Raw genomic sequence first — 12,979 nt, 5'->3', positions numbered from 1 at the left:
GACCGAAGTGACCGAGACCGCCGACGCGACCGAGGCCCCCGAGACCTCCGACGCCCCCGAGGCCGCTGCCGAGAGCACGCCGCGTGCTCCGGTGATCATCGACCGTCCCATCCAGACCGTCGGCCGCCGCAAGGAGGCTGTGGTGCGGGTTCGGCTGGTGCCGGGCACCGGCCAGTTCAACCTCGACGGCCGCACCCTGGAGGCGTATTTCCCGAACAAGGTGCACCAGCAGCTGATCAAGGCCCCGCTGGTGACCGTTGACCGGGTGGACAGCTTCGACATCTACGCCCACCTCGACGGCGGCGGCCCCTCGGGTCAGGCCGGTGCGCTTCGCCTCGCGATCGCCCGCGCGCTGATCCTGGTGCAGCCCGAGGACCGTCCGGCGCTGAAGAAGGCCGGCTTCCTCACGCGTGATCCGCGTGCCATCGAGCGCAAGAAGTACGGCCTCAAGAAGGCCCGCAAGGCGCCGCAGTACAGCAAGCGCTGATCTGCCGCGTACATCTACGCAACGGCCCACCGGGCGTCGCCAGTCTTTCGGCTGGAGGCGCCCGGTGCGTCGTTTATGACCTGGGTCACATGTCGTGTTGCCTGCTCAGCGTGCATGTCCAGATCGAGTGCCACGTTCCGGTTTGAGCCGACCGCCCTTCGGCAAGCCTCTGAGAGGCTGGCGGAAACGTCGGCTGCCCGAGGTAGGAGGCGGGACCCTTCGGGGGGTCGGTGTTCTCCTTCGGGGCTGTGAGGTGAGCTGAGTGCTCCCGCAGCTCTGATTCCCTGCCAATCACGCAGAAGAAAAGGAGCGATTATGAACACGTTCACGAAGACGGCCGCTGGTGCGGTTCTTGGCGGCTCGCTGCTCGTCGCGAGTGGTTTCGGACTCGCGAACGCGGCTCCCGAGGCCCCGGCGCCGCAGCCCCAGGCGCCGCAGGCGGGCGACCAGCTCAATGTGGGCCTGACCGTCAACGGTGAGCAACTCGGCACCATTCAGAACGTGTCGGTCAGCAGCGCGCAGACCCTGGCCACCAGTGTGTGCCCGGGCGACGACCTCTCGTCGAAGCTGCCGCAGCTCGCCAGCAAGGAGATCTCGACCGTTCCGGTGTGCGCCAGCAGCGCCACGGGCGTGAGCTACACGTTCACCCAGGCCGGACCGGGTAACTCCGAACTGGCTCCCGGCCAGAACGGACACGCCGACGCCGGTGTCGGCGCGACCGCCGTGCCCGCCGCCCCGGAGCCTGCCGAGGCGCCGATGACCGGCAGCCGGTAATCGCCGGCCAGCTGGATACCAGCAGCGCACTGCCCGCACCCGCACCGGGTGCGGGCAGTGTTCGTTCTCGGTGTCTCGTTGCCATGTCGGTTTGGCGGCGACACGGCCGTTAACCTCGTTGGTTGTGTTCTGAGCGGCTAGTTGTGAGAAATTTGTCCACATGGGTCGACTGTTCGGGACCGATGGTGTCCGCGGCGTCGCCAACCGAGAACTGACTGCCGAGCTGGGCCTGGCGTTGGGCGCGGCGGCGGCGCGCCGGCTCGCGACCACCCGAAGCTCCGGCCGGCGCCTCGCGGTCGTCGGCCGTGATCCGCGCGCCAGCGGCGAGATGCTCGAGGCGGCGGTGATCGCCGGCGTGACCAGTGAGGGTGTGGACGCGCTGCGGGTCGGAGTGTTGCCGACACCGGCGGTCGCCTTTCTGACTGCGGCCTACGGCGCCGATTTCGGTGTGATGATCTCGGCATCGCACAACGCGATGCCGGACAACGGCATCAAGATTTTCGGCCCCGGCGGACACAAGCTCGACGACGACGCCGAGGATCGGATCGAAGAGCTCGTCGCTCAAGGTCCCGGGTTGCGTCCGGTCGGTGCCGAGATCGGGCGTGTGCTCGATGCCCGCGATGCGCTGGAGCGCTACCTGCACCACATCCGCGGGGCGGCACCGGTGCGATTGGACGGGCTGACGGTCGTCGTCGACTGCGCGAACGGCGCCGCGTTCCAGGCCGCGCCGCGCGCTTACCACGCTGCGGGCGCAACCGTGATCGCGATCAACGCCGAACCGGACGGCCTGAACATCAACGACGGCTGCGGCTCGACGCACCTGGAGCAGGTGCAGGCCGCGGTGCTGACCCATGGCGCTGATCTCGGTTTGGCGCACGACGGCGACGCCGATCGCTGCCTGGCGGTGGACGCCGACGGCCGGGTCGTCGACGGCGATGCCATCATGGTGATCCTCGCCCTGGCCTTGCGCGAGGCCGGTGAGCTCGCGTCCGAGACGCTGGTGGCCACCGTGATGAGCAATCTCGGGTTGCATATCGCGATGCGTGAAGCCGGTATCACGGTGCGCACCACCGGTGTTGGTGATCGCTATGTCCTGGAGGAACTGCGCGCCGGGGAGTACTCGCTCGGTGGGGAACAGTCCGGCCACATCGTGATGCCCGCGTTGGGAACGACCGGCGACGGCGTCGCCACCGGTTTGCGGTTGATGGCGCGGATGGCGCAGACCGGCTTGTCGCTTGCCGAGCTGGCAGCGCCGATGCAAACGCTGCCGCAGGTGCTCATCAATGTCACGGTGGCGGACAAGGCGACGGTCGCCGAGGCGCCCGCGGTGCAGAGCGCGGTACGCGAAGCCGAGGCTGAACTCGGTGACACCGGGCGAATTCTGTTGCGCCCATCGGGAACTGAACAGATGGTGCGGGTCATGGTGGAAGCCGCCGACGAAGACACCGCGCGGCTACTGGCGATTCGTGTCGCCGAGTCGGTCAGCGCCGAAGGCTGACGAAGAAACACCGGGAACCGGTCGGGCCCGCCGTGCGTCATACCCGGATATGGGTAACACGCGCGTGGACTGCGCCGGGCTGCGCGCTGCCGCGCAACATTTCGACTCCACCGCCGAGGTGCTCGACGAGGCACTGCGTGGGCAGCTGAGTCGGCTGCGATTCGACGGCGCCGTGGCCGGTCGTGCGCACGTCGCCCACGGGGATGCGGTGCGGGCAGCGCTGGAGCGGCTGACAGCCACAGTGACGCAGTGGTCGCGGGCTGCCGAGGAAACGGCCGTCGCGCTGCGGGCCACCGCCGACCGCTACGGTGATGCCGAACTGCGTGCGGCGGCGCTGTGACACTGGACGTGGCGTCGCGGCTCGCAGTCGGGCGACCCTCGGTGGCCAACACCGCGGCCTACGTGGCAGCCTGCCACGCCGTCGGCTATCAGCATCCGGACCTGACTGCGCACGCCGCGCAGATCTTCGAGTGGTACGGCGGTGACGACGGCTTGGACCTGGCCGCGCTCGAAGCCGACTGCGCAGCGCTACGGGCCGCATCGGCCGCCGCCGACCAGGCGGTGCGCGTTTCGCGCGACGGGCTGGCCGCCATGGCGGTGGCGTGGGACGGTGAATCCGGTTCGGCGGCAGACGAATTCATCCGTCGACACTGTGCGGCGGGCGCGGCGGTGGCCGACTCGTTGCGGGCTGCGGCGCAGAGCTGCGAGGCGCTGCGCGACGGGCTGTCGCGGTCGGTCGACGACAAGGTCCGAGCAGTCGTGTCGATCGATGACCGTCGCGCCGGCGAGCGGCCGGGATGGCTGACCGCGGCGGCCACCGTGACGGGCGGGGGAGCGGCACGCGAGCAGGCCATCGATGTCGTCGCTCACCAGATCACCCCATACGTCGACGCCGACATCCGCACTGATTGGCTCTCCGCCATACGAGCGGCGACCTCATCGGCGACGTCCGCCTACGCGGATGCGGTGCGGCAGTTGGATCACGCTCCGACAACACATTTCGAGGTGCCAGGAGCCTTCGGTGGGCCATCGGCAGGATTCGCTGCTGCTTCACCGCGCACCGCGCCGGCCGCAGCGCCTGTCCTGCCGCCGTCCGTCGCCGAACCCGGGCGAGCTGCCCCGCCCGCGTTCTCACCGCTGGCGGATACCCCGGCAGATCAACCACTTCCGGCGCAACCGCTTCCGGCGCAGCCGCCTGCCGAACCGCCGGCGCTGCCCGCTCTGGCCACCCCTCCCTCGGCCGCGATACCGGCCATGCCCGATGTCGGGGGCGGCTTCTCCGGGCTGGTCGGACAGATCGCCGACGCGCTCGGAGGGCTGTTCGACGGCATGCCGGATAGCGCGGTGGACGACGTGCCTACGGGTCTGGACGATCCCGCGCCCGAGGGCGATCCCGCCGCCGATGGCGAGCCCGAGGATGTCGTCAAACCCGAAGACGCTGTGCCCGAGGATGATCCGACCGTCGAGCAGTCAGAACCCGCGGGTCAGCCGGCCGAGGTACCGCCGCCCAGCCCGGCTGCGGAGGCGGTCGAAACCGAGCCGCCGCCATCCCAACCCGAGGCACCGGCACCGCCGGTCGTCGAGGAGTCCGATGACAAGACACCCTGCGAGATAGCCGCCGACGAACTACCGCAGGTCGGCCAGTGACCGAATACAGCTCCGCGATCAGGGCAGCAGCTGCTGCAACTCCTCGACCCAGCTGATGTATTCGCCTGCGTCAGTGGTGGTCGGCGTGGCCAGCAGTGTGGTCACACCGGCCTCGGCGAAGGCGGCGATGCGTTCCTTGACGAAGCCGCGCGGGCCGATCAGGTTCACGTTTCGTACGAGCTCGTCGGGCACGGCGGCGACCGCCTCGGCCTTGCGGCCGGACAGGAACAGCTCCTGGATGTGATCGGCCACCTCGCCGTACCCGTACCGGGTCGCCAGTTTGTGGTAGAAATTCTGACCCTTCGCGCCCATGCCGCCGATGTACAGCGCAAGGTGCGGCTTGGCCCAATTCAGCCGTTCCTCGACGTCGTCGCCGATGGCCAGTGACACTCCGACCATCACATCGAGATCACCAAGTGCACTGTCGCGCTTAGCTTTTCCGGCGCGCAACGCATCACCCCACACGTCGTCGGCCTTCTCCGGGTAGAAGAACACCGGCTGCCAGCCTTCGGCGATTTCAGCGGTCAACTCGACGTTCTTCGGGCCCAGTGCGGCGATGGTGATCGGAATCCGCTCGCGGACAGGGTGATTGATGAGCTGCAGTGGCTTGCCCAATCCGGTGCCCTGGTCGGCGGGCAACGGGATCTGGTAGCTGCGGCCCTGATGCTGGACCCGCTCGCGGCGCCAGACCTGCCGGCAGATGTCGACGACTTCGCGGGTGCGGCCGAGCGGGGCGTCGAACGGCACCCCGTGAAAGCCCTCCACCACCTGCGGACCGGACGTGCCGATGCCCAGCCGGAAGCGGCCGTCGGACACGAAGTCCAGGCCGGCCGCCGTCATCGCCAGCAGCGACGGCGTCCGGGTGTAGATCGGAAAGACGCCGGATCCCAGCTCGATCGTCGAGGTCTTGGCGGCCAGGTAACCGAGCTGGCTGACAGCGTCATAGGAGTAGGCCTCGGCGACCAGCGCGATGTCGACCCCGGCCTTCTCCAACACCACGATGTGATCGACGGCCTCACGAAAGCCGCCCGAATAGTCCAGAAAGATCCCGGTACGCATCCGGAAAGTAAAACACCAACCAGTTGGTTGGGCGACGGCGGGTTACTTCAGCAGCGCGGCGATCTGGCCCTCAGTCGTCACCGGCGGGGCCTCGGGATCGAGCGCCTCGGTCTTCGGCAGCACCGCTTCCGGGTCGGCGAACTCGCGGTACGCCTTGTCGCCGGTCAGGTGAAACAGCAGGAAGCCGGTCAGCAGGGCGCGCACCGTCTTCTGGGTGCGCTTGTCGGAACCCGGCATGCCGAGGACCTTGGCGAACCGGCGCTTCTCGGCCAGCCCGGACGACTCGGACTTGCTGACGATGTGCAGCACCGAGCCCTTCCATGCGTCGGCCAGGTGCAGGGCGTCGGTGCGCAGCGATTGCGGATCGTCGGGCGCGCTGAGCACCAGACCGGGCACCGTGAGCGATGCCGCCGGTTCCTGGGCGGGGGGACGGGTCACCGACGGAAACAACGCCGCGACCGCCTTGGGTGCGCCCGAGGCCGCACCGGCCAGACCCGCCGCGGCGAACACCGCCGCCGAGCCGCCGAAGCCGTGTCCGGCCAGGCCCAGTTTGGTCGGATGCACGCTGATCTCGCCGGGGCCCAGTCGCACACCGGTGATGATGTCGAGCGTCGTGCCCAGGTCGACCGACAGGTTCAGCACCGACGGGGCGAGCCCGCGCTCGGTGCCGGGGGCGGCCGCCACGATGCCCCAGGACGCGAGGTGCTCGAGGGTTTTCACGTAGTGATCGACATCTGTGAGCCAATCGTGGCCGAAGGCCACACCGGGCAGGTTGAAGCCCGACGCGGGGGTGAAGACGATGCCGGGTAACCCGGCAAAGGCCAGGTCACCGCGTAGAACCTGATGTGGACCGCGGCGCGTCAGCGCCGCGAAGAGCTTGCGTGTCCGGGCCACCCCATGAACCTAGCGGACGGGCGTAATCAGGGTGCTGCACTACCCTGGGTAAACATGTGCGGAATCGTGGCCTACGTCGGGCATCGTCCTGCCCGAGGTGTCGTGGTCGACGCTCTGCGGCGGATGGAGTATCGCGGTTACGACTCATCCGGGGTCGCCCTGCTGGATGGCGACGGCGGCCTGACCGTCCGTCGCCGTGCCGGCCGGCTGGCCAATCTCGAGGAGGCGCTGACCGAAACCGGCGGCGACGCGCTCGCCGGCACCGCTGGAATGGGCCACACCCGGTGGGCCACCCACGGTCGCCCCACCGACCGCAACGCCCACCCACACTGCGACGCCACGGGCAAGTTCGCCGTCGTCCACAACGGGATCATTGAGAACTTCGCCACGCTGCGCTCCGAACTGGAGGCCGAGGGCGTCGAGTTCGCCAGCGACACCGACAGCGAGGTGGCCGTACATCTGGTCGCCCAGGCGTACCGCCGAGGTCCGACCGCGGGTGATTTCGAGGCATCGGTGCTCTCGGTGCTGCGCCGGCTGGAGGGGCACTTCACGCTGGTCTTCGCCCACGCCGACGACCCGGGCACGATCATCGCCGCGCGCCGGTCGACGCCACTGGTGGTCGGCATCGGCGACGGCGAGATGTTCATCGGCTCCGACGTCGCGGCATTCATCGAATTCACCAGGGATGCCGTCGAGTTGGGTCAGGACCAGGCGGTGGTGATCACCGCCGACGGGTACTCGATCACCGATTTCGACGGCGCCGACGACACCGCCAACGCGCGTGTTTTCCACATCGACTGGGACCTGTCCGCCGCGGAAAAAGGCGGCTACGACTACTTCATGCTCAAGGAGATCGCCGAGCAGCCGGCGGCGGTCGCCGACACCCTGCTCGGGCATTTCGTCGACGGCCGCATCGTGCTCGACGAACAGCGGCTCAGTGATCAGGAGCTCCGCGAGGTCGACAAGGTCTTCATCGTCGCCTGCGGCACCGCATTCCATTCCGGGCTGCTCGCGAAATACGCGATCGAACACTGGACCCGTTTGCCGGTGGAAGTGGAGCTGGCCAGCGAGTTTCGCTATCGCGACCCGGTACTGGATCGCGGCACCCTGGTGATCGCGATCTCGCAGTCCGGTGAGACTGCCGACACCCTGGAAGCCGTCCGCCACGCCAAGAGCCAGAAGGCCAAGGTGCTGGCGATCTGCAACACCAACGGCAGCCAGATCCCGCGGGAAGCCGACGCGGTGCTCTACACCCGCGCCGGACCCGAGATCGGGGTGGCGGCCACCAAGACGTTCCTCGCCCAGATCGCGGCCAACTACCTGGTCGGCCTGGCGTTGGCTCAGGCTCGCGGTACCAAGTACCCCGACGAGGTCGAACGCGAGTACCACGAACTGGAGTCGATGCCTGAGCAGGTCACCCGGGTGCTCGAGCACATGGAGCCGATCACGAAATTGGGTCAGCAGTTCGCGTCGTCGCCGACGGTGCTGTTCCTGGGCCGCCACGTCGGCTACCCGGTGGCTCTCGAGGGTGCGCTCAAACTGAAGGAACTGGCCTACATGCACGCCGAGGGCTTTGCCGCCGGTGAGCTCAAGCACGGCCCGATCGCGCTCATCGAGGACGGCCTGCCCGTCATCGTGGTCATGCCGTCACCGAAGAATGCGGCCACGTTGCACGCCAAGCTGCTGAGCAACATCCGCGAGATCCAGGCTCGCGGTGCGGTCACCATCGTCCTCGCCGAGGAGGGCGACGACACGGTGCGGCCCTATGCCGACCACATCTTCGAATTGCCGGCGGTATCAACGCTTTTCCAGCCGTTGCTGTCCACGGTGCCGCTGCAGGTGTTCGCCGCTGCGGTGGCCCGGGCCCGCGGTTTCGACGTGGACAAGCCGCGCAACCTGGCCAAGTCCGTCACGGTCGAGTGACGACGGCGCTCAGCCCAGTTGGGCGACGGCGGCCAGGATCTCCGCAACCTCGGTGCGAGTGGTGTAGTCGGGATGGATGTCGCTCCATGCGATAACGCCGTCACCGTCGACGACCAGGACGGTGGGCATCGGCAACTCGTAGCCGCCGTCAGCATTGGCTTCTCGCAAGTCGATGCCGAGCTGCTGAGTGACCGCGCGTGACGCTTGTGAGGGTGTGACGACGATGCCGAGCGCCGAGGCGATCTGGTTGCCGGGGTCGGAGACCACGTCGAAGGTCAAGGCGTTGGCTTCTGCAGTGGACAGCGACCCGTCGGGCTTCTGGGGGCTGACGGCGATCAGCGGTATGTCGCGCGACGTGAGTTCCGGTACCAACTGGTCCTGGTACGTCTTCAGCGCGAGATTGCAGTATGGGCACCACGCGCCGCGGTAGAAGACCACAACCGCCGGACGGTGCGCGCGCAGCGCACTAATCGTGGTCGATTTCCCGTGCGCATCAACAACTTCAGGATCTGGCAGGGCAGTCCCCGGCTGCGCCGCACCGGGCGGTACGCCGTCCTCGACCATACGTTTCTGGTCTGCGGTGAACACCTCGATGGCGTCGGCGGGCAGGTGACCCGCCATGCCCTGCTGCATGTCTGCGACCTGGGAGGCGATGGTGGCCGGTTCAGTGGTGGACATGGAGACTCCTTTTCATAGGCCTGACGCCGATGGTGTCCGGGAAAAAATGGAGTGTCAACACCAAAAATCAACGCGATCGAGCGGTCCCTGTGGACGTCTCGATCAGGAGCCCGCCGATGTGAGTGATCACGGTGTCCATTGCCGCGGTCAACGCGGCGGTATCCCGGTTGACCTGGCTCAGGAGGAGGCCTCCCTGGGTCGCGGCCAGCAGCGCCAGGGCCAGGCGGTCGGTATCGGTGCCCTCGGCGAATTGACCCGCAGCAGCCATGGCCGCGAGTCCGGTGCGCAGTATCCGCTCCCACTCGGCGAACCAGCGTGCCAGTTGTGCGCGTGCGACGGCGTCGGTCTCTGCCAGATCTGCGGCCAAAGATCCCAGCGGGCAGCCGCCCACACAGTTTTGCGCCGTACGAATACCGACAACCAGATCGCGCCAGCGCCACAGATCGGCCAGGCACGCCACCTTGTCCAGGCCCAGGTGCTGGACGTCGAGAACTCGTTGTCCTTGTAGCTCGATGACCGCTGCCACCAATGCGTCCTTGTCGGCGAAGTAGTGGTACAGCTGCGACGAGCTGATTCCGGCCGCCGCCTGGATGTCCTCCACGGTCGTGCGGGCCACGCCACGCTGCTGCATCAGGTCCGCGGCCACCGCCACGATTCGATCCCGGGTCTGCACGCCTTTACGGGTCAGTCGCCGGCCGTTCACCGCCGCGGCCACTGCGCTGCGCGCTGGATCGTTCACTCCAAAAGTGTAGCGAGCGTCAACCGGTCTTGGCGGTCTGCTGATACAGCACCAGCCGCCACCTGCCGTCGACGCGGTGATACACCGACGACATCGCTCCGACGAACGGTTCGTCGGCTCCGTCGCGATGGGCCGTGCCGACGTACACCAGCGCCGCGGCGTCGGCTCCTGCGGAGATGACGCGCTCATCGGACAACTCGAAGCTCGCCCACGGCGGCGCCTGGCCGAGTGCAGAAGTCACCGCGGAGCGATCCATCACCGAACCGTTCGCCAAGACCATGACCGCGTCGTCGGTCATCAGGTCCCCGTAGAAGCGGTCGCCGGTCGACTCGCACAACGCCTGCCACCCCGCGCGTTCGATCGCCAGGAGTTCATCGAGTAAGAGCTGATTGGTCATGTCAGTGAATACCCACGCGGACTCGGCCGTTATCGGGGGTTCAGCACGTAACCTTGGTGCCGATGCGGCACTACTACACCGCCGACGCGATTCGCGCCGCCGAGGCGCCCTTGCTGGCCGGCCTGCCCGATGGTGTGCTGATGCGTCGTGCCGCCTACGGATTGGCCACCGCGATCGCCCGCGAGCTGCGAACGCGCACCGGCGGCGTTTCCGGCCGCCGGCTCTGCGCGGTGGTCGGCTCCGGCGACAACGGCGGCGATGCGTTGTGGGCGGCTACCCTCCTGCGCCGCCGTGGGGCCGCCGCGACCGCGGTACTGCTCAACCCCGACCGCACTCATGCCAAGGCGCTGGCCGCGTTTCGATCTGCCGGCGGCCGGGTGGTGCCGGCGGTGCCGCCGTCGACCGATCTCGTGATCGACGGGGTGGTCGGCATCTCCGGCAGCGGACCCCTACGCCCGGCAGCCGCCGAGGTGTTCGCCGCCGCCGACGATGCCGAGATTCCGGTGGTGGCCGTCGACATCCCCAGCGGCGTCGACGTACAGACCGGCGCGATCACCGGGCCTGCCGTGCGCGCAGCACTCACCGTCACCTTCGGTGGCCTCAAACCCGTTCACGCCCTGGCTGACTGCGGTCGGGTCGAACTGATCGACATCGGTTTGGACCTCCCGGCCACCGACGTGCTGGGCATGGAAGCCGCTGATGTCAAGGCCCGTTGGCCGCTGCCCGGCGTGCGCGACGACAAGTACACCCAGGGTGTCACCGGCATCCTGGCCGGATCGTCGACGTATCCCGGCGCGGCGATCCTGTGCACCGGGGCCGCGGTGGCGACGACATCGGGTATGAAACGCTACGCCGGGTCCGCTGCAGCCGAGGTGGTGTCGCACTGGCCGGAGGTGGTGGCCGCGCCCAACCCGCACGCCGCCGGGCGAGTGCAGTCCTGGGTGGTCGGACCGGGCCTAGGTACTGATGAAAAGGGTTTCGCCGCTTTACATTTCGCACTCAGTACTGATCTGCCGGTGGTGGTCGACGCCGACGCGCTGACCATCTTGTCCACCCAGCCGGATCTGGTGGCGGGCCGAGCGGCCCCGACGGTACTCACCCCGCACGCGGGCGAGTTCGCGCGACTGGCCGGTGCACCGCCGGGGGAGGACCGGGTGGCCGCCACCCGCCGCCTGGCCGATGCCTTCGGCGCGACCGTGCTGCTCAAGGGCAACGTCACCATCATCGCCGAGCCCTGCGGCGGCGTCGTCTACCTGAACCCCGCAGGTGGTTCCTGGGCGGCGACCGCCGGATCCGGGGACGTGTTATCGGGGATGATCGGTGCGCTGCTGGCCTCGGGTCTGCCGCCGGCCGAGGCGGCCGCGGCGGCCGCATTCGTGCACGCGCGCGCCGCCAACGCCTCGGCCGCCGATCCCGGCCCGGCCCCCGCGCCGACATCGGCCTCGCGCATCCTCGCCCACATTCGTCAAGCCATCGCAGAACTGTAGAAAGGACACCCGTGCCCCACGTCAAATATCGTTCCCCGTCGATCGCACCGGCCTACACCGGACGCCTGTCGACCGACCCGATCCCGTCACTGCGGCTGCCCGATGAGGCGATGGAACCCACTGCGGCATACCGGTTCATCCACGACGAGCTGATGCTCGACGGCAGCTCGCGGCTCAACCTCGCCACGTTCGTCACCACCTGGATGGACCCCGAGGCCGAGAAGTTGATGTCGGAGACATTCGACAAGAACATGATCGACAAGGATGAGTACCCGGCCACGGCTGCCATCGAATCACGTTGTGTGGCAATGGTTGCCGATCTGTTCCATGCCGAGAACCTGCGCGACGACGACGCCTCCACCGCGGTCGGGGTGTCCACGATCGGGTCGTCGGAGGCCGTGATGCTCGGCGGTCTGGCCCTGAAGTGGCGCTGGAAGGCCCGCGTCGGGGACAAGTGGAAGACTCGCACCCCTAACCTGGTGATGGGTTCCAACGTGCAGGTGGTGTGGGAAAAGTTCTGCCGCTACTTCGAAGTCGAGCCGCGCTACCTCCCGATGGCCGAGGACCGCTACGTCATCACCCCCGAACAGGTTCTGGACGCCGTCGACGAGGACACCATCGGCGTGGTGGGCATCCTGGGCACCACCTACACCGGTGAGCTGGAGCCGATCGCCGAGATCTGTGCGGCACTGGACACGTTGCAGGCGGACAAGGGACTCGACATCCCGGTGCATGTCGATGCGGCCAGCGGCGGATTCGTGGTGCCGTTCCTGCACACCGACCTCAAGTGGGATTTCCGGTTGCCGCGAGTGGCGTCGATCAACGTCAGCGGCCACAAGTACGGGCTGACCTATCCGGGTATCGGATTCGTGGTGTGGCGCAACGCCGATTGCCTACCTGAGGAGCTGGTGTTCCGGGTGAACTACCTCGGCGGGGACATGCCGACGTTCACCCTGAACTTTTCCCGCCCGGGCAATCAGGTGGTCGGCCAGTACTACAACTTCCTGCGGCTGGGCCGGGCCGGCTACACCCACGTGATGCAGTGCCTGTCGGCAACGGCCCGCTGGTTCTCCGACCAACTGGAGGCCTGCCAGCACTTCGAGGTGATCTCCGACGGCTCGGCGATACCGGTGGTGGCGTTCCGGCTCAAGGGCGACTTGGGCTACACCGAGTTCGACGTGTCGGCGGCGCTGCGTTCCTACGGCTGGCAGGTGCCGGCGTACACGATGCCCGACGGCGCGGAGAACATCTCGGTGCTGCGGGTTGTTGTGCGAGAAGGGTTCTCGGCCGACCTGGCCCGCTCACTGTGGGCGGACCTCAACGCTGTGCTGGGCCACCTCGACGCGATCCAGCCCGAAGGCCACTTCACTCAGGAGCACTTCGCGCACTAGGCCCG

13 protein-coding genes are annotated in these 12,979 nt (G+C 68.0%); 8 read left to right on the top strand and 5 right to left on the bottom strand.

Annotated features, from left to right (window positions below; all coding sequences use genetic code 11):
- Positions 1 to 7 precede the first annotated feature (7 nt).
- From rpsI to AB4879_RS18500, 5 genes are all read left to right on the top strand, one after another.
- Positions 8 to 487 carry a 30S ribosomal protein S9 gene (gene rpsI, locus AB4879_RS18520; protein ID WP_370508843.1) on the top strand — a complete coding sequence of 160 codons (480 nt, stop codon included), beginning with the start codon at positions 8 to 10 and terminating at the stop codon, positions 485 to 487.
- A 315-nt stretch (positions 488 to 802) separates the two neighbouring features.
- Positions 803 to 1,261 (top strand): hypothetical protein, encoded by a 459-nt coding sequence (locus AB4879_RS18515; RefSeq protein WP_370508739.1) that lies wholly within the window; start codon positions 803 to 805, stop codon positions 1,259 to 1,261.
- Positions 1,262 to 1,421: 160 nt separating this feature from the next.
- On the top strand, positions 1,422 to 2,759 hold the full coding sequence (gene glmM / locus AB4879_RS18510) for a phosphoglucosamine mutase (RefSeq protein ID WP_370508738.1): 1,338 nt from the start codon (positions 1,422 to 1,424) through the stop codon (positions 2,757 to 2,759).
- A gap of 49 nt (positions 2,760 to 2,808) precedes the next feature.
- Positions 2,809 to 3,099, top strand: coding sequence for a type VII secretion target (locus tag AB4879_RS18505; RefSeq protein ID WP_370508737.1), 291 nt, complete (start codon positions 2,809 to 2,811; stop codon positions 3,097 to 3,099).
- A complete protein-coding gene (locus AB4879_RS18500; protein WP_370508736.1) occupies positions 3,096 to 4,406 on the top strand; it encodes a hypothetical protein in 1,311 nt (436 codons plus the stop codon). The genes AB4879_RS18505 and AB4879_RS18500 overlap by 4 nt, the downstream gene beginning before the upstream one ends.
- 18 nt (positions 4,407 to 4,424) lie before the next feature.
- On the opposite strand, the gene AB4879_RS18495 is transcribed toward AB4879_RS18500, so the two are convergent.
- Together AB4879_RS18495 and AB4879_RS18490 are read right to left on the bottom strand one after the other, a co-directional pair.
- Entirely contained in the window at positions 4,425 to 5,465 is a 1,041-nt protein-coding gene (locus tag AB4879_RS18495) for an LLM class F420-dependent oxidoreductase (RefSeq protein WP_370508735.1), read from the bottom strand.
- A 42-nt stretch (positions 5,466 to 5,507) separates the two neighbouring features.
- The gene (locus tag AB4879_RS18490) at positions 5,508 to 6,359 is read right to left on the bottom strand and encodes a dienelactone hydrolase family protein (protein ID WP_370508734.1); all 852 of its coding nucleotides are present in this window, start codon (positions 6,357 to 6,359) and stop codon (positions 5,508 to 5,510) included.
- Positions 6,360 to 6,413: 54 nt separating this feature from the next.
- Here AB4879_RS18490 and glmS point away from each other — a divergent pair, with 54 nt between their 5' ends.
- Positions 6,414 to 8,282: a glutamine--fructose-6-phosphate transaminase (isomerizing) gene (gene glmS / locus AB4879_RS18485; protein WP_370508733.1), complete on the top strand. Its 1,869-nt coding sequence runs from the start codon at positions 6,414 to 6,416 to the stop codon at positions 8,280 to 8,282.
- Positions 8,283 to 8,291: 9 nt separating this feature from the next.
- Here the strand turns inward: glmS and AB4879_RS18480 are convergent, their stop codons facing one another.
- The 3 genes from AB4879_RS18480 to AB4879_RS18470 form a co-directional block, all read right to left on the bottom strand.
- Entirely contained in the window at positions 8,292 to 8,960 is a 669-nt protein-coding gene (locus AB4879_RS18480; protein ID WP_370508732.1) for a peroxiredoxin-like family protein, read from the bottom strand.
- Positions 8,961 to 9,027: 67 nt separating this feature from the next.
- Positions 9,028 to 9,699 carry a TetR/AcrR family transcriptional regulator gene (locus AB4879_RS18475; protein ID WP_370508731.1) on the bottom strand — a complete coding sequence of 224 codons (672 nt, stop codon included), beginning with the start codon at positions 9,697 to 9,699 and terminating at the stop codon, positions 9,028 to 9,030.
- Between the two features lie 19 nt (positions 9,700 to 9,718).
- Complete coding sequence (locus AB4879_RS18470; protein ID WP_370508730.1) at positions 9,719 to 10,096, bottom strand: nuclear transport factor 2 family protein; 378 nt, start codon at positions 10,094 to 10,096, stop codon at positions 9,719 to 9,721.
- A gap of 62 nt (positions 10,097 to 10,158) precedes the next feature.
- Here AB4879_RS18470 and AB4879_RS18465 point away from each other — a divergent pair, with 62 nt between their 5' ends.
- On the top strand, positions 10,159 to 11,583 hold the full coding sequence (locus AB4879_RS18465; protein ID WP_370508729.1) for an NAD(P)H-hydrate dehydratase: 1,425 nt from the start codon (positions 10,159 to 10,161) through the stop codon (positions 11,581 to 11,583).
- An 11-nt stretch (positions 11,584 to 11,594) separates the two neighbouring features.
- Positions 11,595 to 12,974: a glutamate decarboxylase gene (locus tag AB4879_RS18460; protein ID WP_370508728.1), complete on the top strand. Its 1,380-nt coding sequence runs from the start codon at positions 11,595 to 11,597 to the stop codon at positions 12,972 to 12,974.
- The last annotated feature ends 5 nt before the right edge of the window (positions 12,975 to 12,979 follow it).

This window comes from Mycobacterium sp. SA01 (assembly GCF_041287105.1).
Taxonomy (GTDB): domain Bacteria; phylum Actinomycetota; class Actinomycetes; order Mycobacteriales; family Mycobacteriaceae; genus Mycobacterium.
The sequence above is the reverse complement of the archived record's forward strand: the minus strand, read 5'-3'. Positions and strand labels throughout refer to the sequence as shown.

Excerpts from the sequence above, each read along its gene's own strand:
- AB4879_RS18470 (WP_370508730.1), bottom strand. The coding sequence starts at position 10,096 with ATGACCAATCAGCTCTTACTCGATGAACTCCTGGCGATCGAACGCGCG.
- AB4879_RS18465 (WP_370508729.1), top strand. The coding sequence starts at position 10,159 with ATGCGGCACTACTACACCGCCGACGCGATTCGCGCCGCCGAGGCGCCC.
- AB4879_RS18480 (WP_370508732.1), bottom strand. The coding sequence starts at position 8,960 with ATGTCCACCACTGAACCGGCCACCATCGCCTCCCAGGTCGCAGACATG.
- glmS (WP_370508733.1), top strand. The coding sequence starts at position 6,414 with ATGTGCGGAATCGTGGCCTACGTCGGGCATCGTCCTGCCCGAGGTGTC.
- AB4879_RS18515 (WP_370508739.1), top strand. The coding sequence starts at position 803 with ATGAACACGTTCACGAAGACGGCCGCTGGTGCGGTTCTTGGCGGCTCG.
- AB4879_RS18505 (WP_370508737.1), top strand. The coding sequence starts at position 2,809 with ATGGGTAACACGCGCGTGGACTGCGCCGGGCTGCGCGCTGCCGCGCAA.
- AB4879_RS18495 (WP_370508735.1), bottom strand. The coding sequence starts at position 5,465 with ATGCGTACCGGGATCTTTCTGGACTATTCGGGCGGCTTTCGTGAGGCC.
- glmM (WP_370508738.1), top strand. The coding sequence starts at position 1,422 with ATGGGTCGACTGTTCGGGACCGATGGTGTCCGCGGCGTCGCCAACCGA.